Raw genomic sequence first — 20,459 nt, forward strand, 5'->3', positions numbered from 1 at the left:
TCCTTTACCTGGAACTCCCTATTCAATAGGGTGCCTTCTCATGCGAATCACCCGATTGGCGCTCATAGCAGGCGCCGTGGCGAGCCTGCTCTTCGCCGGCACGGCCCACGCGGCCACCGCGGCGCCGGCGTTCAAGCCCGTGTTGGCGAAAAGCCCGATCTACAAGACGGGCAAGCTCGGCTTCGACACGTGCGAGGAGCCGAAGGTGCAGTCCGGCAGCCTGGAGGAGGTCAAGGGCTACCTGGACGTCGTGCTCGACTGCCTCAATGCCGCTTGGGAGCCCAAGGTGAAGAAGGCGGGCTTCAAATTCACCAAGCCCGCCATGCAGGTGATCACCAAGCCCGGCGCACAGACCGGGTGCGGCAAGTTCCCCGAGAGCGACGTGCAGGCCCTGTACTGCACGGCCAACAAGAAGATCACCTTCTTCGCCAGCGCCAACCTCGTCCAGGAGCCGACCGACCTCATGCTGATGCTGGTCCTGGCCCACGAGTACGGCCACCACATCCAGCAGCTCACGGGCATGTTCAACGCCCTGACGCCGTACACCCGCAAGAACGAGGCCCGGGTGCTCGACGAGATCCGGCGGCTCGAACTGCAGGCGGAGTGCCTGTCCGGCGTGTTCACCGGCAGCGTCTGGCACTCGCTCGGTCGCCAGGAATCCGAGTTCACCTACTGGGTCAAGAACGGCGGCACCGGGCTCGACCTGTCCGCCATCGGGGTGAAGGTCGACAACTGGGGCGAGAAGACGCACGGCAACGCCAAGAACACCGGCGCCTGGCTCAAGCGCGGCTTCGACACCGAGTCGGCCGGCGGCTGCAACACCTGGAAGGCTCCGAAGTCCCAAGTGTCCTAGAAGTCCTCTAAGATCCGCGATCGTGCGCATATCCCTCTTAGCGGGCATGGTCGCGGGTCTGCTCTTTTTCTCCGGGCTCCTTTCCGGACCCGCTTGGGCGGCGTCGCGGATCGCGCAGGCCGGCCTGCTGGGGGCGATGGGCGGGGACGTGGTCGCCCAGACCTGCGAGATCCCGGAGATCCGCATGGGGAGCGCCGCCTCTCTCAAGGCGTTCCACCGGGCGATGGCCGGGTGCGCCGACCGCTTCTGGGCCGGGCGGTTCGCGGCGGCCGGGCTGCCGTACACCCCGCCCGAGGTCACGATCACGACGGGCAGCGACTCCGTCTGCGGGGAGATCACCAGCAACGGCGCGCAGTACTGCCCCGAGCAGCGCACGATCGCCATCCGGATCATGAAGCACGACCTGCGCGACCCGTTCAGGATGAACATCGCGCACTCCGTCGCCCACGAGTGGGGGCACCACGTCCAGCAGCTCATCGGGGTGCTGGACGCGCAGAACGCGCTGTACCAGCAGGCGTCGGACGGGGCGCAGACGCTGCTGAGCCACCGGCTGGAGATGCAGGCCGAGTGCTTCGCCGGCGTCTTCTACAGCGCCGCCCTCGAGTCGATCAAGCCGGGGATCGAGTGGGAGGACTGGATCGACGCGGTGCGCAGGGCCGACGAGAGCAAGATCCACGGCAAGCCTCGCAACCTCGCCTTCTGGCAGGAGCGCGGCTACCGCGGCGGGGCCACGGGCTTCTGCAACACCTGGACGGCCACCAGGTCGAAAGTCGGCTGACGGCGTCAGGCGTCAGGCGTCAGCCGTTGGCTCGGGCGAGGACCTCCAGGGGATCGGCCAGGACGTTGGCGAAGGCCAGCTCGGCCGCGCCCACCAGCGGGGCGGCGTCCCCGAGCGACGCCGTGCGCAGCCGCAGCCGCTCCCGCTGCGGCGCCATCGCGTGCAGGGCCAGCTGGGTACGCACCTGCGCGGCCGACCCCAGGTAGATCTCCCGGAGGATGCCCCCGAAGACGACCATTTCGGGGTTGAAGATGTTGACCAGGTTCGCCACTCCGAGGCCGAGCCAGTCGCCGACCTTCTTGAGGGCGTCCTGCGCCTCGATGTCGCCCCGGTCGGCGGCCTCCACCACGGCGCGCACCGCGTCGCGCCCGTGCTGCCCGGGGCCGATGCGGCCCGCGGCCTCCAGCAGGGCCCGCTCCCCCACCTCCGCCTCCAGGCACCCGTTCGACCCGCAGCCGCAGGCGCGCCCGCCGGGGTTGACGACCATGTGGCCGACCTCGCCGCCGTAGCCGTCGTGGCCGCCGAGCAGATGGCCGCCCGCGATGATGCCGCCGCCGATGCCCACGTCGCCGTGCAGGTAGATGAGGTCCCTGACCAGGGCTCCGACACCCCGGCTGTGCTCGGCGAGGGCGGCCAGGTTGGCGTCGTTGCCCACGCTGACCGGCAGCCCGAGGCCGAGCCGTCGGCCCAGCTCCTCGCCGAACGGGATCTCCTCGGCCAGCAGGTTGGGCGAGAACCGCACCACGCCGTCGGCCTTGCGCACGCCGCCGGACACGGCCGCCGCCGCGCCGACGCAGACGGTGTCGTCCCTGGTCTTGCGCCGCATCTGCCGGGCGAAGCCGGACAGCACCCCGGTCAGCTCGTCCAGCTCGAACTTGCCGCGCTCGCGGGTCGTCTCGCGCTGGTCGAGTATCACCCCGCCCAGCCCCACGCGGGCCACCGCGAGCCGGTCGGGACCCACGTCGAACGCGAACACGTAGACCCGGGCCGACTCGGGCCGCACCACGAGCGAGGGCCGCCCCGCGCGGCCCGTCTCGCGCGGCAGCTCCTCGCGTACCAGCCCCGCGGCGGTGAGGTCCGAGGTCAGCGCCATGATCGTGCTGCGGTTGAGCCCCATCCGCGAGGTCAGCTCGGCGCGCGAGATCGGCCCGCCCAGATGGACATGACGGAGCAGCGCGCCGAGATTGTGGCGCCTGATGTCCTCTTGGGAGGGGCCGGCACGCATCGTCTGGGATTCCTTCGGGGGCTGAGAGTCGCTGATCACCTTAGACCAGCGGCCGACGCCCGTTTGCGCGCCAGGGCGTCGACGCCCGCGGCGAGCAGCAGGACGGACCCCGTGACCAGGTACTTCACACTGGCCCCATACCCCATCAGACCCATGCCGTTCTCGATGACGGCCACCACGGCGCCGCCGAGCACGGCGTCCAGCACCCTGCCCTTGCCGCCGAACAGGCTCGTGCCGCCGATGACCGCCGCGCCGACCGCGTACAGCAGGACGGAGCTGCCACCCGTGTTCGGGTCGACCGAGCTGGCCCTGGACGCGGCCACGATCCCGCCGATCGCGGCCATCGAGGAGCAGATCACGAACGCGCTGATCCTGATCCGGTCGACCGGGATGCCGGCCCGGCGGGCGGCCTCGGTGTTGCCGCCGACCGCGTAGATGTGGCGTCCGAACGCGGTACGGCGCAGCACCAGCGTCCACGCGACCAGCAGCACCAGGATGATCGGCACCACGATCGGCACGCCGGTCAGCGAGACCAGCGCCGGGTTGCGGCTGCGCTCCAGGTTGAGCACGTAGACCGCGAGCCCGGCCAGCACCGCCAGCGCGCCCACGCGGGCGGCGATCAGCGACATCGGGTCGGCCACCAGCCCGCGCTTGGTGCGCTTCCTGGCCCGCAGGAGCTGCACGGCGGCGAAGACCGCCACGCAGACCGCGTAGAGCGCCCAGCCCAGCCCGGGCGGCAGGTTCTTGTTGGCGATGGCGACGATCACGCTGTCCCTGATGGAGATGTTCGTGCCCTCCTGCACCAGCACCAGGACCAGGCCCTGGAAGGCGAGGAACGCGGCCAGCGTGACCACGAACGACGGGATCCCGACCTTGGCGACGAGCGTGCCGAGCACCGTGCCGATGATCACGCCGGTGACGACGGCGGCCAGCGCGCACACGTACCAGGGCAGGCCCAGGCTGGTCAGCGTGACGGCGAGCACCGCCGCGCACACGCCGCTGGCGAAGCCGGCGGACAGGTCGATCTCGCCGAGGAGCAGCACGAACACCAGGCCCATCGCGATCAGCGTGATCGCGGCGCCCTGGGTGAACAGGTTGGCGAAGTTGATCGAGGTGACGAAGGCGGGGCGCGCGACGGCGAAGACCGTGCAGAGCACGATCAGCCCCAGCACCGCGGGCAGCGCGCCCATGTCGCCGCCGCGTACCCGCTCGACGTAGGCGAGGAAGCTGTTGCCGATCGACGGCGACTGCGTCGCCGTGGCGATGGCCTCGCCGGGGAGTTCCTTGACCTTGCTCATGGGGTGACCCCGTTCTTGAGGCCGAGTTCCCCGCTGCGGCCTGAGGTGATCAGTTCGACGACCTGGGCGTGCGTCAAGTCGGCGGTCTTGACCTGGGCGGCCATCCTGCCGAGGTAGAGCGCCGCGATCCGGTCGGAGACGGCGAAGACGTCGTTCATGTTGTGCGAGATGAGCACCACGGCCAGGCCGGTGTCGGCCAGCCTGCGCACCAGCTCCAAGACCTGCGCGGTCTGGGCCACGCCCAGCGCCGCGGTCGGCTCGTCGAGGATGACGACCCTGCTGTTCCACAGCACGGCCTTGGCGATGGCCACGGTCTGCCGCTGCCCGCCGGACAGGCTGGAGACCTGCTGCCTGATGGACTTCACCGTGCGCACGGACAGGCTGCTGAGGGTCTTCTCGGCCAGCTCCTCCATGCTGTCCTCGTCGAGCAGGAGCCCGGTCTTGCGCTCCCTGCCGAGGAACATGTTCTGGACGATGTCGAGGTTGTCACACAGGGCCAGGTCCTGGTACACGATCTCGATCCCGAGCTCGCCCGCGTCGCGCGGGCTGTGGACGTGCACCTGCCGGCCGTCGAACAGGATCTCGCCGGCGTCGATGGGGTAGATGCCGCCGATGCACTTGACCAGCGTCGACTTGCCCGCGCCGTTGTCTCCGACCAGGGCCGTCACCTCGCCGGCGTACGCCGCGAACTCGACGTCGTGCAGGACCTTCACCGGCCCGAAGCTCTTGTCGATCCCGCGCACTTCAAGGAGGGGGGTCATGGGGCTCCCTAAGGGGGGCACGACCGGTCGGGCCGCGCCCCCTTTGGTTCTTATTGAATGCCTGCCTCGGTGCACTTCTTGGCGAAGTCACCCGTGCACAGTTCCTCCTTGGTCACGTAACCGTCGGCCACCACGTCCTTGACGTTGTCGAGGTAGATGGCCTGCGGCTCAAGGAGCTCGGAGGGGACGTCCTGACCGCTCTCGGGGTCCTTGACGCTGCCGCTCGCCGTGGGCTTCTCGCCCTTGGCCAGCGCCACCGCGAGCTTGGCCCCGGCGTCGGCCTCCTTCTTGACGGCCTTGTAGACGGTCATGCACTGGTCGCCGGAGAGGATGTTCTGCAGGCCCTGGACGGTGGCGTCCTGGCCGGTGACCGGCACCTTGCCGTTGAGGTTCTGCTTCTTCAGCACGGTGATGGCGGCGTTGCCGAGGCCGTCGTTGGCGGCCAGCACGCCCGCGATCTTCGGCTGCTGGGTGAGCATCTGCTCGAAGATCGTGCCGGCCTGGGTGTTGTCCCAGTCGGGCACGGCCTGGTCGGGGCCCTTGACGTACTCGCCGGAGTCGAACTTGGGCTTGAGCACGCCGTCGTACCCCTGCTTGAACAGGGTGGCGTTGTTGTCGGTCGGCGACCCGTTCAGGTAGGCCACGATCGGCTTGCCGGCCTTCTTGTCGGCCAGGCACTTGCTCAGGCCCTCGCCCTGCAGCGTGCCGACCTTGGTGTTGTCGAAGCTGACGTAGTAGGCCGCGCCGCCGCCGAGCGTCAGGCGGTCGTAGTCGATCGTGGCCACGCCCTGGGACTTGGCCTTGTCGATGACCGCCTTGCCGCTGCCGCTGTCCAGGTTCACGATCATCAGGACGGTGGCGCCGTTGGTGATCATCTGGTCGGCGATGGTCTGGAACGCCGTCTTGTCGTTCTGGGCGTTCTGGATGTCGTACTCGACACCGGCGGCCTTGAACGCCTCTTCGAGGTACTTGCGGTCCGCCGTCTCCCACCGGGCCGAGGACTTGCTGTCCGGCAGGATGACGCCGACCTTCCCGGCCTTCGCCGCCGGGGCTGAGGCTGAGGCCGACGAGGTCGACGCGTTGGTCTGACCGCTGTTGCCCCCGCAGGCGGTGAGACCGAGGGCGAGCGTGGCTGCCGCGGCGGTCAGGCTGAGGATCCCCTTGCGCATGGTGCAGGGTCCTTTCTTCCGGAGGGGCCCGGATGAATGTTGTTTGCGGCAACGTATTCCGGGATGGCCTGCTTTGGAAGACCCTGTCGGTCGGGAGTTTGTTGTTTCGGGTAACAATCCAGAAACGTCAGCTCAATCTTTCGCTCGCCGGCCTCAGGCGAGCTGTGCGATCACGTTCTGCACGAGCAGCGCCACGGCGGACCCGGCGGCGACCACGAGCACGGCCACCCGCACCTTGCCGCCGTCCAGATACCGCCGCAGCGGCCCCGACACCAGGAACCCGAGCACCATCGGCACGATCAGCAGCGCCCCCGTCGTCAGCGCCCCGGCCGGGAGTTCGTCCACCACCGCGAGGATGACCAGCGACTGGGCGGCGCTCAGGAAGAAGAACATCGCCAGCGTCGCCCTGATCTGCGGCCCCTTGGCGTGCTGGTACACCAGCCCCATGGGCGGCCCGCCGATGCCGGTCGCCGTCCCGGTGATCCCGGAGACGAACCCGGCGGAGGCGACGGTCAGCCCGTTGCGCGGCACGCTCAGCGCCCTGGCCGTCAGGGCCACCGCGACGAGCACCATGACGGCGACGAGGACGCCTCGGATGTATGCGGAAACGTAGACGACGATGACTGCGCCGATGACGCTTCCGGGCAGCCTCCCCAGCACCGCGAACCCGAGCCCGCGCCAGTCCACCGTGCGCCATTCGGCGGCCAGCGTGAACAGCGGGAGCGTCACGTTGACGACCTGGATGGCGCCCGGCATGAGGTCGGGGTCGAGCATGGTGAGCACGGGGGCGGCGACCAGCCCGAGCCCGAAACCCACACCACCTTGGACAATCGCCCCGACAAAGACCGCCAGACCACCAACAATCAGCACCAATGCCACATCAGTCATGGTGTGAGTCAATCATCTTTACTCTCTGTTGCCATTCCGGCTGCGAGGGTGACCAAGCAGGTGTAGCGTCCCTCTCACGACGCCGACGTAGTGTCTGGAGCATGGCTATGAAACCTAAAGCTGCTGGGACATCGATACGCGTCAGCTTCAAGACCCGAGATCGACTAGCCGCAATCGCCCGCAAGGAGGGCCGAGCCATGACCGAGGTGCTGAACGACGCCATCGCCGACTACGAACAGAAGCTGTTCTGGAAAACGCTCGACGAGCAGATCGAGCGGACTCAGCACGAAGACCCCGAGGGCTGGGGTGACTACCTCGCCGAGCGCGAGGCCTGGTTGGGGCCACGGCCATCCTCCCGCCGGGTCGCGCCCGAATGGGAGGGACTGATCACATTCCCCGAGGAGAAGAATGAAACTAACCCAAGGTGAGATCTGGTTCACGCAATTCGACCACCATCCGGTCGGCCGCGAGCAAGGCTTTGACCGCCCAGCCATGATCCTCAGCAGCGACCGGTTCAACCGATCGAGGCTGGGGCTCGTCTTCGCGGTGCCGCTGACCAGCCGCGAGCGTGGATATCCCTCGCATATCCGCATCGACTGGAAGGGCACCGGGCTGACCAGGACCAGCTGGGCGATGATCGAGCAGGTGCGCGCGATCTCGCCCGACAGGCTCGACTTCTTCATCGGCAACGTGTCCGACGACGTCGTCGCGGCAGCGATCACCGCGCTCGACCGGATGCTGTGAAGTTCGCCGCCCGGCGAAATTGTGGTTCGCCGGGTGGCGCCTCCATCGTGCCACATCGCCGCTGATCGTTAGGCTGCCCCCTGTGCAGTCCCTCCCCCTCAAGCGCGTCATCGCCCTCGTCGCGATCCTCGCGACCGCCTGCGTGCCCGCTCAGATCGCCCACGCCGCCCCTGTCACCAGCCCGTTCTCCAAGAAGGCCGGGAAGTTGCGCGCCACCGCCTGTCCCGAGACGGCGATCACGTACGGGGGGATCCCGCGGGCGCGGCAGTACCTTGACGCTGTCATGAAATGTCTGGATAAGTCGTGGGGCGCGTACTTCGGGCGGGCCGGATGGGCGTTCAGCAAGCCCGTCGTGCGGTACTACGAGGAGCCCGCGAGCACCGTGTGCGGGGTGGCGTGGCCCGAACAGGCGGCCGCCTTCTACTGCACCGAGCGCGGCACTCTGGTGTTCCCGCTCACCGGCCGGTGGATCGAGGACAGGACCGATCTGTACCCGTTCAAGGTGGCCGCCCACGAGTACGGGCACCACCTGCAGAGCCTGCTCGGCGTCTGGCGGTCGTACAAGGCGAAGATCCGGACCGACCGCCAGGGCGAGCTGAAGCGGCGCTTCGAGCTGCAGGCCGACTGCCTGTCGGGAGTGTTCCTCGGCAGCGTGTGGGGCTCGCTGCGGCGCAGCGGGGACGACTGGGCGGCGCTGCTCGACGCCACCCGGGCCAGTGGCGACGAGGACGGCTACCGCAGCCACGGCAAGGGCGCCACCCGCGTCTACTGGCTGCTGCGCGGCTACCGCGCGGTCTCCCCCTCCGCCTGCGACACCTGGTCCGCGCCCGCCGCCAAGGTGGCCTGAGTCTTCAGGCGGAGCTCCATGCCGTCGAGGATCAGCTGCAGCCCGCCCTCGAACGACAGGCGCCGGCCGTCCACCGCTACCGGACGATGTCCCGATGACGAAGAGCCGCCCGGCGGGGGTTGTCCCGCCGGGCGGCTCTTCTCTGTGTCGGGTGGTTCCCCCGATACGGGCGCGTGAGGATCGCACCCCACCCCCGGCTTCGACGAGCGGCCAAGGGTTCCCGGCCACCACGCGGCTCATGACCGCGTGGGAGCCCGGGAAGTCACTTCGCGAGCAACGAGCGAAGAACGTACTGCATGATGCCGCCGTGCCGGTAGTAGTCGGCCTCGCCCGGCGTGTCGATGCGCACCACCGCGTCGAACTCCACATCGCTGGCCTTGACGTGCACCGTGCTCGGGATGCCACCGGAGTTGAGCTCCTCGACACCGGTGATGTCGAAGGTCTCCTCGCCGGTCAGCCCGAGCGACTCCGCCGTGGCGCCCTCCGGGAACTGCAGCGGGAGCACGCCCATGCCGATCAGGTTGGAGCGGTGGATGCGCTCGTACGACTCGGCGATGACCGCGCGCACGCCCAGCAGCGCCGTGCCCTTGGCCGCCCAGTCGCGCGAGGAGCCGGAGCCGTACTCCTTGCCCGCCAGCACCACCAGCGGCGTCTCGGCCGCCGCGTAGTTGACCGAGGCGTCGTAGATGAACGACACCGGCCCGTCGGGCTGGGTGAAGTCGCGGGTGTAGCCGCCCTCGGTGCCCGGCGCGATCTGGTTGCGCAGGCGGATGTTGGCGAACGTGCCCCGGATCATCACCTCGTGGTTGCCGCGCCGCGAGCCGTAGGAGTTGAAGTCCTTCACCTCGACGCCGTTGGCCTGCAGGTACTGCGCGGCCGGGGTGCCGGTCTTGATGGAGCCGGCCGGCGAGATGTGGTCGGTGGTGACCGAGTCGCCGACCTTGACCAGCACGCGGGCGCCGGCGATGTCGGTGACGGGCTCCGGCTTGGACGGCATGCCGTCGAAGTAAGGGGCCTTGCGCACATACGTCGAGGACGGGTCCCACTCGAACGTGTCGCCGGTCGGGATCGGCAGCGAGCGCCAGTGGTCGTCGCCCTTGAACACGTCGGCGTAGTCGCGCTCGAACATGTCACGGCCGATCGAGGAGTTGACCACCGCGGAGATCTCCTCCGGCGACGGCCAGATGTCCCTCAGGTAGACCGGCTTCCCGTCGGCGCCGAGGCCCAGCGGCTCGGTGTCGAGGTCGACGTCCATGGTCCCGGCCAGCGCGTAGGCCACCACGAGCGGCGGCGAGGCCAGGTAGTTCATCTTGACGTCGGGGTTGATGCGGCCCTCGAAGTTGCGGTTGCCCGACAGCACGGCCGTGACCGCGAGGTCGTTGGCCTGCACCGCCTCGGAGATCTCCGGGGGCAGCGGGCCCGAGTTGCCGATGCAGGTGGTGCAACCGTAGCCGACGAGGTTGAAGCCGATCTTGTCGAGGTACGGCTGGAGCCCCGAGCGCTCGAAGTAGCCGGTGACGACCTGCGAGCCGGGGGCCAGCGAGGTCTTGACCCACGGCTTGCGGGTCAGGCCCTTCTCCACGGCGTTGCGGGCCAGCAGCGCCGCGCCGAGCATGACGTACGGGTTGGAGGTGTTGGTGCACGAGGTGATCGCGGCGATCGAGACGATGCCGTGGTCGATCTCGAACGACGTGCCGTCGGCCAGCGTGACGGGGACCGGCTTGTGCGGCCGGCCGCCGTTGGCGGTGGCGTTGGAGGCGGGCGCGTCGGAGGCCGGGAAGCTCTCCTCGCCCTCCTCGTCGACGTCGTCGCTCACGTAGTTCTGGACGTCGTGGCGCCAGGTGGCCTTGGCGGCCGACAGCGCGATGCGGTCCTGCGGGCGCTTGGGGCCGGCGATCGACGGGACGACGGTGGCCAGGTCGAGCTCGATGTACTCGGAGAAGACGGGCTCGGGCGCGGACGGGTCGAGCCAGAGGCCCTGGGTCTTGGCGTACGCCTCGACGAGCGCGATCTGCTCCTCGGAGCGGCCGGTCAGGCGCAGGTAGTCGACGGTCTGGCCGTCGATCGGGAAGATCGCGCAGGTGGAGCCGAACTCGGGGCTCATGTTGCCGATCGTGGCCCGGTCGGCCAGCGGCACGGACGAGACGCCCTCACCGTAGAACTCCACGAACTTGCCGACGACGCCGTGCTTGCGCAGGATCTCGGTGATCGTGAGCACCAGGTCGGTGGCGGTGGCCCCGGCGGGCAGCTTGCCGTTGAGCTTGAAGCCGACCACGCGCGGGATGAGCATGGAGATCGGCTGGCCGAGCATCGCGGCCTCGGCCTCGATGCCGCCGACGCCCCAGCCGAGGACGCCGATGCCGTTCTCCATGGTGGTGTGGGAGTCGGTGCCGACGCAGGTGTCGGGGTACGCCTTCCCGTCGCGGATCATCACCACGCGCGCCAGGTGCTCGATGTTGACCTGGTGGACGATGCCGGTGCCGGGCGGGACGACCTTGAACTCGTCGAAGGCCGTCTGGCCCCAGCGCAGGAACTGGTAGCGCTCGCGGTTGCGCTCGTACTCGCGCTCGACGTTGCGCTGGAAGGCGTCGGGGTGACCGAAGTAGTCGACGATGACCGAGTGGTCGATGACCATCTCGGCCGGCGCGAGCGGGTTGATGCGGGCGGGGTCGCCGCCGAGGTCACGCACGGCCTCGCGCATGGTGGCCAGGTCGACCACGCAGGGGACGCCGGTGAAGTCCTGCATGATGACGCGCGCGGGCGTGAACTGGATCTCCACGCTCGGCGCCGCCTTCGGGTCCCAGCCACCCAGCGCCCGGATGTGGTCGGCGGTGATGTTCGCGCCGTCCTCGGTGCGGAGGAGGTTTTCCAGCAGGATCTTCAGGCTGTACGGGAGGCGTGCGGCGCCCTCGACAGCATCCAGCCGGAAAATCTCGTATGACGCGTCGCCGACGCGTAGCGTGTCACGGCTGCCGAAGCTGTTCGCGGACACGGTGATTCGCCTCCTCCATCAGACATTTGCTCAGACCAAATCCTGCCGCACTCTTCGCACGACCAGCACGTTAGGTGACCCTAACCAGCGAGCCCGGCGGCGGATGTCTCGACGTCAAGATATCTCCTAGGATATCTCGACATCAAGTTAACCGGGTGCCAACCGCCAGAACAGCAGCCCCACGATGGCCACCGACAGGATCGGCGCGAGGATCTTCTGCTCGAATTTCTGGCCGGTCTTGATGCCGATCTTCCACGGCAGCACGAACTTGGCCCCCAGCGGCCACAGCACCGGACACCCCCGCTCGGTCATGCAGTCGCCGACGACATGGATGAGGCACCCGATCCCCACCGCGAGCCCCAGCCAGGCGTATCCCACGCCGAGCGAGAGGAAGACGGCGTACAGCCCGGCGGTCAGCCCGATGTTGATCATCGCGGAGCCCATCTTGTTACCGGGGATCCCGACGCCGACCGCCCGCAGGGCCAGGCCGATGAGCAGCACGACCATGATGTCGCGCCCGATGGGATAGGTGTTGGCCAGCCAGTGGGCCCCGACCCCGAGCGCCACCGCGAACACCAGCGAGTGGGTCGCCCCGCGGTGGCCACCGCTGGCCCAGGACACGGCCTTGCTGATCGCCCACGTGACCGGCCCGAACGTCTGCGCGATCGTCGCGCTCGGATGGTCGAGGTCGGGCAGCATCGCGGCGCCCGCGCAGACGATGGCGCCGGCGATCAGCTCCGCCGGGCTGAGCGCGGTGGCCATGATTCCGGTCTCGACGAACCGGGACGACTCGGTCAGCAACGGCAGTGCGGCGAGGGGCGGCGCCAGCCCCAGCCAGGCGATGGCCCCGGTCATCGCGTGCGTGTGCCCCATCATGATCCGGACTGTACGGCAAAGAAGCGCTTTACGCGCCGGGACCCGCCTGGCGGGGCCTCCCCGATGGCCTGAGCCCGATCCGCGACGCATGACTTGGCGAAAACATGGGACCGGCCCCGCACCTTCCGGCGCTTCGACCCTCCGGGAAAACGCAGACGAGGCCGTCTCCGCGGCGACAGCACCCCCCAGCCCTGCCGACGCGGAACGACCTCGTCTGCTCTAGATAACGAGCCCTTCCTCAATCCTGTTCCCGGATTCCGCAACTTTTTCGTGATCTGGCTCACTCTCACCCCGGGCTTGCGAACGACATACTATCGATATATCGTTGACGCATCGAGAATAGATCACGATATAGGGGGAAAAATGACTTCCGCACAAGCAGCAGGCGGGCACTGGCCCGGCGCGCACGAGTACAGGCAGGCCGCGCGTGAGGCCAAGCAGGCGGCACGCGAGGCGTTCAGGGCCGTTTCCGAGGCCTTCGACGAGATGGGCGGCCACCGCCACCATCACGAGCACCGCCAGCGCGGCAGAGGGCGTGGCGGTCCCGGACCGTTCCCGTTCGACTGGGGGCGCGGCCCGTGGGGCGGCCCCGGCGGGCCGTGGGGCGGCCCCAGGGGCTGGGGCGGCCGGGGCCGCAAGGCCAAGCGGGGCGACGTGCGCGCCGCGATCCTGGCCCTGCTCCAGGAGGAGCCGCGCAACGGCTACCAGATCATCCAGGAGATCGCCGAGCGCAGCGAGGGCGGCTGGAAGCCCAGCCCGGGCGCCGTCTACCCGGCGCTGCAGCAGCTCACCGACGAGGGCCTGGTCGTCTCGGAGGAGAGCGAGGGCCGCAAGACCTTCCGCCTCACCGAGGAAGGGCGCAACTACATCGAGTCGCACGCGGACGAGGTCCGTGCCCCGTGGGACGAGATGCGCCCCGACATCGACGACAACACCGCCGATCTCTGGCACATCGCCCGGCAGTCGGCCTTCGCCATGATGCAGGTTTTGCAGACCGGGAACGACGCACAAATCCGCGAAGCGCGTAAGACTCTTATAGAGACCCGGCGCAAGCTCTACCAGATCCTGGCGGACGACGAACCGGGCGAGGAGTGAGTGAGCGGCGGATTCCTGGAGGACCTGGGGATGGACTCGCACGACCTTCGCATCGGCGACGCCGAGCGTGAGCAGACCATGGCCGTCCTGCGCGAGCACTTCGCGCAGGGCCGCCTGACCCACGAGGAGCTCGACGAGCGCCTCGACCAGACACTGGCCTCGAAGACGGCCCGTGACCTGGCCAAGGTGACGGCCGACCTGCCGGGGGCGCACCAGCAGGCGCCCGGCTACCGCGACCCCCTCCCCCAGTACGGCATGGGCGACTGGAAGGACGCGATGGCCGCGCACCGGCACCAGGTGCAGTCGATGCACCAGGCCCAGCGGGACATGCGCCACTCCATGCACCAGGCGCACCGCGAGATGCGCCGGCAGTGGCGCGAGCAGCGCGGCAACCACCCGTGGCGGCACCACCACCGGGGGCCGCACCCGTTCCTGGGCGTGCTGTTCGTGTTCATGGTGCTGGGGCTGATCTTCGGTGGGTTCGGGATCTTCAAGGTGCTCTTGGTGGTGTGGCTGGGGGCCATGCTGTTCGGCCTGATCCACCGGCGCTTCCACCACCGGCGCTGACGATCCGCCCAGATCGTTTTGGGCCTTGACCCTGTCAAGGGCTCATTTGATGATCGGGGCGGATCTTCAGAGTCGAAGGGACGTCGCATGACCCAGCAGGGCGCTCCGGCCCGCCGCACGAACCCGTTCGCCGCCGTCGCCCGAGCCGACGCTCTCGTCCTGGACGCGCCGGAGTACCAGGCCGGTTTCGACCGTGACCATGCGATCTGCCCCGAGCCGATGTGGAAGCTCGAACGGGCCCAGAGCTTCTACGAGCCCGACGTGGCGAGCTGGCGGGCCATGATGGACGGCGACTGGGAGCGCTCCCTGGCCCTGACAGAGCCCATGACGTCGACCGTGGCCGACTACTTCCGCCATCGCGTCCCGGTCCGGCGGGTGCGGGTCGTCGAGTTCCCGATCACCGCGTACCTGCAGTGGGAGCTGCACGTGCTGGCGCTGCGCGCCAGGGCCGGCTCCCCGTGCCGGGTGGTGCGGGGCGAGCGGACGGCGCACCTCGACCCGATGCCGGAGCTGGTGATCTTCTCTCCGTCCCTGATGTACGAAGTGCTGTACGACCGGTACGGCGGGGGCAGGGGCGGCCGGCGGATCACCGATCCCGCGGTCGTGGAGCCGTGCCTGCGGACGGTGCGGGAGCTGTTCGCCGAGGGGGAGGACGTGCTCGACTTCCACGAGCGGGAGATCGTGCCGCTGCCGCCGCCGCTGGTCACCGACGAGATGCGGGCCGCGCTGCCCGCCTACGCGCACCGTACCGAGGAGTTCAGGGTCTGACCGCCGTCTTCAGGTCTCCTCAGCAGGTCGCGAGGCGGGCGCACGCCACGAGATGTCCGGGCTCGGCCTCCAGCAGCGTTCCCATGCCCCCGCGCTCGTGGTAGAGGCAGCTCTCCACGGGCGTGGCGTCGTCCCAGGCCTGGTGCAGGCGCGGCACGGCCGACAGCAGCTCGCGCGTGTACGGGTGCAGCGGATCGCCGAAGACCTTGTCCGTCAGGCCCATCTCGACCACGCTCCCCTGGCGCAGCACCACCGTCCGCTCGGCGAGGTAGTTGCCGAGGGACAGGTCGTGCGTGATGTAGAGCACGCCGAGCCCCCTGGTCTTCAGCTCGGCCAGCAGGTTGAGCACGTCGATGCGGGTGGAGGCGTCCAGCATGCTGGTGATCTCGTCCGCCACCAGCAGCTTGATGTCCAGCAGCAGCGCGCGGGCGATGAGCAGGCGCTGGAGCTGGCCGCCGCTGAGCTGGTGCGGGTACTTGCCGAGCACCTGGTCGGGGTTGAGCCGCACGTCACGCAGGCACGCCGCGACCCGTCCGGCCCACTCGGCCGCCGGCACGGAGGGGTGGTACGCCTCCTTGACCAGCTCGAACACCCGGTCGGCCTTGAACACCGGGTTGAACGAGCTGAACGGGTCCTGGAAGATGCCCTGGATGTGGCGGTAGTACTCCTTGCCGCCCCGGGCGGGCCGCCCGTCGAAGGTGATCGTGCCGCTGGTGACCGGGTTCAGGCCCAGGATCATGCGGCCGATCGTGCTCTTGCCGCTGCCGCTCTCCCCGATCAGGGAGACGACCTCGCCGGGCACGACCTCGAAGCTCACGTTCCTGACGGCCGCGACGCTCTTGCCGCCGAACGCGCCGATCCGGAATTCCTTGGTGACGTCGTCGAGTTTCAGCATCAGGCCTTCCAGCAGGCGACGTGGTGGTCGGCGGCGAGCTCGACCACGGGCGGGTCCTCGGCGCACTCGTCTCCCGCGATCGGGCAGCGGTCGCGGAAGCGGCAGCCGGCGGGCGGGTCCAGCAGCGACGGGGGGCTGCCGGCGATGCCCTCCAGCCTGCGGTCGGCGTAGCGGACGCCGACCTCGGGCAGGGAGTCGAGCAGCAGCTTCGTGTACGGGTGGCGGGGCGCCTTGACGATCACGTCGGCGGGCGCCTTCTCGGCGAGCCGGCCCGCGTACATGACCATGATCGTGTCGGCGATGTGGTGGGTGAGCGCGATGTCGTGGGTGACGAAGATCATGCTCTTGACGTAGCCGCTCGCGCGGAAGCCGAGCAGGGCGCGGGCCACGGCCTTCTGGGTGGAGACGTCGAGCGCGGAGGTGACCTCGTCGGCGATCAGCAGGGACGGGTCGAGCAGCGTGGAGATGACCATCACCATGCGCTGCTTCATGCCGCCGGACAGCTCGATCGGGTAGCGGTCGAGCACCTCGCGGGGCAGGCCCACCTGGTCCATGCGGCGTTCCAGCTCGGCGGCGTCCAGCTGCGCGCCCCTGGACCTGAGCAGCTCGCCGACCATCCTGCGGATCTTGCGGGTGGGGTTGAGCGCGCTCATGGCGTACTGCGGGATGAGGGAGACCTCCTTGAAACGGAAGTCGTTCATCCCGCGGTCGTCGGCGATGGGCAACTCCCGGCCGTCGAGCACGACCCGGCCGCCGACGTGGCGCATGCGGCCGTCCATGCGGATGAGGCTCTTGCCGAGCGTGCTCTTGCCGCAGCCGGACTCGCCGACCAGGCCGAGGATCTCGCCGTCCGACAGCTCGAACGACATGCCGTCGAGGGCGCGGACCTCGCCCCTCAGCGTGCGGTAGTACACCCTCAGCTCGCTGACCTGCAGGCTCATGTCTCCCTCAGTTTCGGGTTGAAGACCTCGTCGAGGCCGACGTTGGCCACGTACAGGGCGCCCACGATGGCGGTGATGGCCGCGCCCGGCGGCACGAACCACCACCACATGCCGAGCTGGAGCGCGCTCCACTGGTTGGCGTTCTGCAGCATCAGGCCGAGCGAGACGCCCTCGGTCGGGCCGAGGCCGATGAAGTCGAGCGAGGAGGCGATGAGGATCGAGCCGCCGAACAGCAGGATGAACGTCATGAACAGGTAGGAGCTCATGTTCGGCGCGATCTCCCTGGTGATGATCTTCCAGGTGCCCGAGCCGCTCATCCTGGCCAGGTCCACGAACTCGCGCGTACGCAGCGAGAACGTCTGCGCCCTGATCGCCCGCGCCGCCCACGGCCACTGCGTCAGGCCGATGAACAGGCCCTGCACGGCCACGCTCCTGATCCCCAGATAGGCGTTGACGATCAGCAGGACGGCCAGGGTCGGGATCACGAGGATGACGTTGGTCAGCATGTTGAGCACTTCGTCGACGATGCCGCCGCGGTAGCCGGCCACGAAGCCGACGAGCATGCCGATGGCCGCCGCGATGCCGCCGCCGACCACGCCCACGGCGAAGGTGCTGCGCAGGCCGTGCACGAACTGGAGGAAGATGTCCTGGCCGAAGGTGGTGGTGCCGAACCAGTGCCGCGCCGAGGGCGGGCTCATGGGCTGGGGGCCGTACTCGTTGGGCGTGCCGCCGGTCAGCACCGGCCCGATCAGGCCGAGCAGGAGCAGCACCAGCACGAGGCCGAAGCCGAACATCAGCTTGCCGTTGCGCACCGCGAAGTAGAGCGCCTCGCGCCGGACCCCGGCCCGCTCGCGCGGGGCGACTTCCTGGAGTGCCGTCATGCCTGCGCACCCGCCATTCCCGCCCTGGTACGCGGATCGACCACGACGTAGACGATGTCGATGATGAAGTTGGCGATCAGCACGCCGAGCACGATGAACAGGAACGTGCCCTGGAGCAGGAAGAAGTCCTTGTTCTTGATGGCGTTGAGTATCAGGCTGCCCAGGCCCGGGTAGGCGAAGACGATCTCGGTGACCAGGGCTCCGGCCACGATCACGCCGAGCTGCAGGGCCAGGCCGGTGATCTGGGGCAGGACGGCGTTGCGGAAGGCGTACCTGCGGATGAGCCTGGCCGGCGCGCCGAGCGCGGCCAGGTAGTTGGAGTAGTCGGACTCCAGCTCATAGATGATCATGTTGCGCATGCCGATGGCCCAGCCGCCCAGCGCCACCAGGAACAGCGACAGGAACGGCAGCGTCCAGTGGTGCAGCAGGTCGAGCAGGAACGCCCACGACCAGTTGGGCCGCATCGAGAAGCTGTAGCCGCCGGCCACCGGGAACAGGCCCGCGATCACGCCGAGCGCCCAGGCCAGGAGCACGGCCAGCCACATGTACGGCATCGCGGTCAGGACGTACCCGACCGGGAGCACGGTGTTGTCGAGCAGCTTGCGCCGGGCCGCGTACGCGCCGAACCGGTTGCCCACCACCCAGCTCAGCAGCACCGACGGGATGATCAGCCCCAGCGTGTACGGCACCGCGGCCGTGATCACGGAGCTGACCGGGGTCGGGAACAGCCAGATGCTGATCCCGAAGTCGCCCTTGAACAGCGCGGCCCAGAAGTTGAGGTACTGCGTGACCAGCGGCTGGTCGAAGCCGAAGAGGTTGCTGTAGTAGGCCCGCATCGCCTCGGCGGCGGCCGGCTGGGTGACGTTGGCCCTGGCCACCATGCTCGCCACCGGGTCGCCGGGCATGAAACGCGGGATCATCCAGTTGACGGTGACAGCGACGAAGAAGGTCAGCCCGTATATGAGCAGTTTTCTGCCGAAATATCGACGCACGTGATGCTTTCTCCGTTAGAGCCGTGAAAGTCCCCCGCTCCCACGGGAGCGGGGGACGATGGGTCAGGAGCCGGAGGGCTGGAGCTGCGTGAGGGTCTCGAAACCACCCAGTTCGAGCCAGTTGTGCCACATCACGGCCGGGGTCTTGGGCGTGCTGCCCGCCGCGGCCGGCCAGTTCTTCCAGACCTGGTTGCTCGACTGCGCCCAGAGGCCGTTGTACCAGAGCGGGATCACCGGCAGGTCGTCCAGGTGGATCTGCTGGAGCTGGGAGGTGATCTTCTTCATGCCCTCGATGTCGTCGGTCTTGACCTGGTCGAGCTGCTTGGTCAGGTCCCAGGCCCGCTTGTTCTCGTAGCGGGCGAAGTTGACGGTGTTCTGCTGCTTCTGGATCGGGAGCTGGAAGAGGTACTCGTAGTAGGTGTACGGCGAGTTCGACAGCTGCCGCTCGTTGTTGATCAGCAGGTCGAAGTCGCCCTTGGCGCGCTTCTCCACCAGGGCGTTGAAGTCGGGGAAGTCCGGGGTGATCTGGATCCCGGCGGTCTTGGCGCTGGCGGCGATGGACCTGGCCGACTCCATCCAGTCCGTCCAGCCGGACGGAACGATGATGCTCAGGCTGATCTTGGAGCCGTCCTTGTTCTCGACGTAACCGTCGCCGTCGGTGTCCTTGTAGCCGGCGTCGGCCAGCATCTTCTTCGCCTTGGCCGCGTCGAAGGAGAACCCGGACTTGGCCACCACGTTCTGGTCGACGTACTGCTCCCACTGCGGCAGCAGGCCGGTCGGGCTGGCGGCCTTGACGAGGTTGCCGTACACGCCTTCGACGATCTTCTTGACGTCGACCGAGGAGGCGAGCGCCTTGCGGAAGGCGGGGTCGTCCATCGGCTTCTTGGCGGTGTTGGGCACCAGCCACGCGGTGTTGGCCGACAGCATGTACGGCGGCTCGCTGTAGAAGGTCGTCAGGCCGAAGTTGCCCTTCACGAGGTTGGCCACGCCGGGCAGGAAGTTGTTGCTCAGGTCCATGCCCTTCTGCAGCAGCAGGCCCATCGCGACCTCGTTGCTCGGGGTGGCGATGTCGACGATGTAGCGCGGCTTGGGCTCCATGTTCAGCGCGCTCTTGCCCCACCAGTCGTCGCGCCGCTGCAGGACCACGCGGTCCTGGTCCTTGGCCGTGAACTTGTACGCGCCCGTGCCCACCGGGTTCTCGTTGACCCCGTCGAGCACCTCCTTCTCCGAGCGGCCCTTCCAGATGTGCTCGGGGACGATCGACCGGTTGAACAGGTTGAAGTCCCACTGCTGGTAGTTGGCCGTGGAGAAGCTGAACTTCACCGTCTGGTCGTCGACGGCCTCGACGCTCTTCAGCCAGGTCCACAGGTTGTGGTACGGGATCGTCTCCATCTTGCCGAGCTCGAAGGAGAACACCACGTCCTTGGCCGTCAGAGGCTGCCCGTCCGACCACTTGACGCCCTGGCGGAGCTTGACCTGGTACGTCTTGTCGTCGGCCCACGAGCCGCTCTCGGCCAGCCAGGGGGTCAGCTTGCCGGCGGTCGCGTCGTAGTGGAACAGCGTCTCGTACACCAGGCCCTTGGTGCCCGTGGCGTGGTCCCATTCCCTGATGGGGTTGAAGTTGGCGGGCGGCCCCCACTGGGTGCCGGTCGTGTAGAGCGTCTCGTTGCGCGGCAGCGAGTCGGGATTGGCGTCGGCCACCGCGCCCTGGCTCTGCGACTGGGAGGCCTGTGGGGCCGGCGTGGCTCCGCCGCCGGTGCAGGCCGCGGCGAGCAGGCCCGCCGCCACGAGCGGAATCATGATCCGAGCCCGGTTTCGCATCGCTTCTCTCCTTCCTCCGCGCGGGGCGCGAAGGTTCGCACGTCTTCCATCGACCCCCGATGGGCCGG

General features: G+C 68.6%; 20 protein-coding genes. 8 read left to right on the forward strand and 12 right to left on the reverse strand.

Annotated features, from left to right (window positions below):
• Window positions 1–40: 40 nt before the first annotated feature.
• Both ACIBQ1_RS43085 and ACIBQ1_RS43090 read left to right on the forward strand, forming a co-directional pair.
• Window positions 41–853: a neutral zinc metallopeptidase gene (locus ACIBQ1_RS43085; RefSeq protein ID WP_397286430.1), complete on the forward strand. Its 813-nt coding sequence runs from the start codon at window positions 41–43 to the stop codon at window positions 851–853.
• A gap of 22 nt (window positions 854–875) precedes the next feature.
• Complete coding sequence (locus ACIBQ1_RS43090) at window positions 876–1,631, forward strand: neutral zinc metallopeptidase (RefSeq protein ID WP_397286432.1); 756 nt, start codon at window positions 876–878, stop codon at window positions 1,629–1,631.
• 19 nt (window positions 1,632–1,650) lie between these two features.
• Here the strand turns inward: ACIBQ1_RS43090 and ACIBQ1_RS43095 are convergent, their stop codons facing one another.
• The 5 genes from ACIBQ1_RS43095 to ACIBQ1_RS43115 form a co-directional block, all read right to left on the reverse strand.
• Window positions 1,651–2,856 carry an ROK family protein gene (locus ACIBQ1_RS43095; protein WP_397286434.1) on the reverse strand — a complete coding sequence of 402 codons (1,206 nt, stop codon included), beginning with the start codon at window positions 2,854–2,856 and terminating at the stop codon, window positions 1,651–1,653.
• A gap of 35 nt (window positions 2,857–2,891) precedes the next feature.
• On the reverse strand, window positions 2,892–4,154 hold the full coding sequence (locus ACIBQ1_RS43100; protein WP_397286436.1) for a sugar ABC transporter permease: 1,263 nt from the start codon (window positions 4,152–4,154) through the stop codon (window positions 2,892–2,894).
• Entirely contained in the window at window positions 4,151–4,915 is a 765-nt protein-coding gene (locus tag ACIBQ1_RS43105) for an ATP-binding cassette domain-containing protein (protein WP_397286438.1), read from the reverse strand. Before ACIBQ1_RS43105 ends, ACIBQ1_RS43100 begins: the two co-directional genes overlap by 4 nt.
• Window positions 4,916–4,965: 50 nt before the next feature.
• On the reverse strand, window positions 4,966–6,084 hold the full coding sequence (locus ACIBQ1_RS43110) for a sugar ABC transporter substrate-binding protein (protein ID WP_397286440.1): 1,119 nt from the start codon (window positions 6,082–6,084) through the stop codon (window positions 4,966–4,968).
• Between the two features lie 153 nt (window positions 6,085–6,237).
• Window positions 6,238–6,972 (reverse strand): TSUP family transporter, encoded by a 735-nt coding sequence (locus tag ACIBQ1_RS43115; protein WP_397286442.1) that lies wholly within the window; start codon window positions 6,970–6,972, stop codon window positions 6,238–6,240.
• Window positions 6,973–7,169: 197 nt separating this feature from the next.
• Here ACIBQ1_RS43115 and ACIBQ1_RS43120 point away from each other — a divergent pair, with 197 nt between their 5' ends.
• The 3 genes from ACIBQ1_RS43120 to ACIBQ1_RS43130 all read left to right on the forward strand — a co-directional run bounded on the left by ACIBQ1_RS43120 (window position 7,170) and on the right by ACIBQ1_RS43130 (window position 8,563).
• A complete protein-coding gene (locus ACIBQ1_RS43120; protein WP_397286443.1) occupies window positions 7,170–7,400 on the forward strand; it encodes a hypothetical protein in 231 nt (76 codons plus the stop codon).
• The gene (locus tag ACIBQ1_RS43125; protein ID WP_397286445.1) at window positions 7,381–7,716 is read left to right on the forward strand and encodes a type II toxin-antitoxin system PemK/MazF family toxin; all 336 of its coding nucleotides are present in this window, start codon (window positions 7,381–7,383) and stop codon (window positions 7,714–7,716) included. Before ACIBQ1_RS43120 ends, ACIBQ1_RS43125 begins: the two co-directional genes overlap by 20 nt.
• 82 nt (window positions 7,717–7,798) lie before the next feature.
• Window positions 7,799–8,563, forward strand: a complete 765-nt coding sequence (locus ACIBQ1_RS43130; RefSeq protein ID WP_397286447.1) for a neutral zinc metallopeptidase — start codon at window positions 7,799–7,801, stop codon at window positions 8,561–8,563.
• A gap of 262 nt (window positions 8,564–8,825) precedes the next feature.
• On the opposite strand, the gene acnA is transcribed toward ACIBQ1_RS43130, so the two are convergent.
• Together acnA and ACIBQ1_RS43140 are read right to left on the reverse strand one after the other, a co-directional pair.
• Window positions 8,826–11,555: an aconitate hydratase AcnA gene (gene acnA, locus ACIBQ1_RS43135; protein WP_397286449.1), complete on the reverse strand. Its 2,730-nt coding sequence runs from the start codon at window positions 11,553–11,555 to the stop codon at window positions 8,826–8,828.
• Between the two features lie 147 nt (window positions 11,556–11,702).
• Window positions 11,703–12,431: a metal-dependent hydrolase gene (locus ACIBQ1_RS43140; RefSeq protein WP_397286451.1), complete on the reverse strand. Its 729-nt coding sequence runs from the start codon at window positions 12,429–12,431 to the stop codon at window positions 11,703–11,705.
• 363 nt (window positions 12,432–12,794) lie between these two features.
• Here ACIBQ1_RS43140 and ACIBQ1_RS43145 point away from each other — a divergent pair, with 363 nt between their 5' ends.
• From ACIBQ1_RS43145 to ACIBQ1_RS43155, 3 genes are all read left to right on the forward strand, one after another.
• On the forward strand, window positions 12,795–13,526 hold the full coding sequence (locus ACIBQ1_RS43145; protein WP_397286453.1) for a PadR family transcriptional regulator: 732 nt from the start codon (window positions 12,795–12,797) through the stop codon (window positions 13,524–13,526).
• Window positions 13,527–14,093 carry a DUF1707 domain-containing protein gene (locus tag ACIBQ1_RS43150; RefSeq protein ID WP_397286455.1) on the forward strand — a complete coding sequence of 189 codons (567 nt, stop codon included), beginning with the start codon at window positions 13,527–13,529 and terminating at the stop codon, window positions 14,091–14,093.
• 87 nt (window positions 14,094–14,180) lie between these two features.
• Window positions 14,181–14,861, forward strand: a complete 681-nt coding sequence (locus ACIBQ1_RS43155; protein WP_397286457.1) for a DUF6879 family protein — start codon at window positions 14,181–14,183, stop codon at window positions 14,859–14,861.
• 19 nt (window positions 14,862–14,880) lie between these two features.
• Here ACIBQ1_RS43155 and ACIBQ1_RS43160 read toward each other — a convergent pair whose 3' ends face one another.
• The 5 genes from ACIBQ1_RS43160 to ACIBQ1_RS43180 all read right to left on the reverse strand — a co-directional run bounded on the left by ACIBQ1_RS43160 (window position 14,881) and on the right by ACIBQ1_RS43180 (window position 20,391).
• Entirely contained in the window at window positions 14,881–15,756 is an 876-nt protein-coding gene (locus ACIBQ1_RS43160; protein ID WP_397286458.1) for an ABC transporter ATP-binding protein, read from the reverse strand.
• On the reverse strand, window positions 15,756–16,697 hold the full coding sequence (locus ACIBQ1_RS43165) for an ABC transporter ATP-binding protein (RefSeq protein ID WP_397286460.1): 942 nt from the start codon (window positions 16,695–16,697) through the stop codon (window positions 15,756–15,758). Before ACIBQ1_RS43165 ends, ACIBQ1_RS43160 begins: the two co-directional genes overlap by 1 nt.
• On the reverse strand, window positions 16,694–17,578 hold the full coding sequence (locus ACIBQ1_RS43170; RefSeq protein WP_397286462.1) for an ABC transporter permease: 885 nt from the start codon (window positions 17,576–17,578) through the stop codon (window positions 16,694–16,696). Before ACIBQ1_RS43170 ends, ACIBQ1_RS43165 begins: the two co-directional genes overlap by 4 nt.
• Entirely contained in the window at window positions 17,575–18,570 is a 996-nt protein-coding gene (locus ACIBQ1_RS43175) for an ABC transporter permease (RefSeq protein WP_397286464.1), read from the reverse strand. Before ACIBQ1_RS43175 ends, ACIBQ1_RS43170 begins: the two co-directional genes overlap by 4 nt.
• Window positions 18,571–18,633: 63 nt before the next feature.
• Window positions 18,634–20,391 carry an ABC transporter substrate-binding protein gene (locus ACIBQ1_RS43180; RefSeq protein WP_397286467.1) on the reverse strand — a complete coding sequence of 586 codons (1,758 nt, stop codon included), beginning with the start codon at window positions 20,389–20,391 and terminating at the stop codon, window positions 18,634–18,636.
• Between the last annotated feature and the right edge of the window lie 68 nt (window positions 20,392–20,459).

The sequence above is a fragment of the Nonomuraea sp. NPDC050153 genome, assembly GCF_044460125.1.
Classification (GTDB): Bacteria; Actinomycetota; Actinomycetes; order Streptosporangiales; family Streptosporangiaceae; genus Nonomuraea.

Bases quoted from the DNA above. Each gene is read 5' to 3' on its own strand.
- ACIBQ1_RS43140 (WP_397286451.1), bottom strand. From the start codon at position 12,431: ATGATGGGGCACACGCACGCGATGACCGGGGCCATCGCCTGGCTGGGG.
- ACIBQ1_RS43145 (WP_397286453.1), top strand. From the start codon at position 12,795: ATGACTTCCGCACAAGCAGCAGGCGGGCACTGGCCCGGCGCGCACGAG.
- ACIBQ1_RS43170 (WP_397286462.1), bottom strand. From the start codon at position 17,578: ATGACGGCACTCCAGGAAGTCGCCCCGCGCGAGCGGGCCGGGGTCCGG.
- ACIBQ1_RS43105 (WP_397286438.1), bottom strand. From the start codon at position 4,915: ATGACCCCCCTCCTTGAAGTGCGCGGGATCGACAAGAGCTTCGGGCCG.
- ACIBQ1_RS43160 (WP_397286458.1), bottom strand. From the start codon at position 15,756: ATGCTGAAACTCGACGACGTCACCAAGGAATTCCGGATCGGCGCGTTC.
- ACIBQ1_RS43095 (WP_397286434.1), bottom strand. From the start codon at position 2,856: ATGCGTGCCGGCCCCTCCCAAGAGGACATCAGGCGCCACAATCTCGGC.
- ACIBQ1_RS43155 (WP_397286457.1), top strand. From the start codon at position 14,181: ATGACCCAGCAGGGCGCTCCGGCCCGCCGCACGAACCCGTTCGCCGCC.
- ACIBQ1_RS43180 (WP_397286467.1), bottom strand. From the start codon at position 20,391: ATGCGAAACCGGGCTCGGATCATGATTCCGCTCGTGGCGGCGGGCCTG.
- ACIBQ1_RS43165 (WP_397286460.1), bottom strand. From the start codon at position 16,697: ATGAGCCTGCAGGTCAGCGAGCTGAGGGTGTACTACCGCACGCTGAGG.
- ACIBQ1_RS43120 (WP_397286443.1), top strand. From the start codon at position 7,170: ATGACCGAGGTGCTGAACGACGCCATCGCCGACTACGAACAGAAGCTG.
- ACIBQ1_RS43125 (WP_397286445.1), top strand. From the start codon at position 7,381: ATGAAACTAACCCAAGGTGAGATCTGGTTCACGCAATTCGACCACCAT.
- ACIBQ1_RS43100 (WP_397286436.1), bottom strand. From the start codon at position 4,154: ATGAGCAAGGTCAAGGAACTCCCCGGCGAGGCCATCGCCACGGCGACG.
- ACIBQ1_RS43085 (WP_397286430.1), top strand. From the start codon at position 41: ATGCGAATCACCCGATTGGCGCTCATAGCAGGCGCCGTGGCGAGCCTG.
- ACIBQ1_RS43110 (WP_397286440.1), bottom strand. From the start codon at position 6,084: ATGCGCAAGGGGATCCTCAGCCTGACCGCCGCGGCAGCCACGCTCGCC.
- ACIBQ1_RS43115 (WP_397286442.1), bottom strand. From the start codon at position 6,972: ATGACTGATGTGGCATTGGTGCTGATTGTTGGTGGTCTGGCGGTCTTT.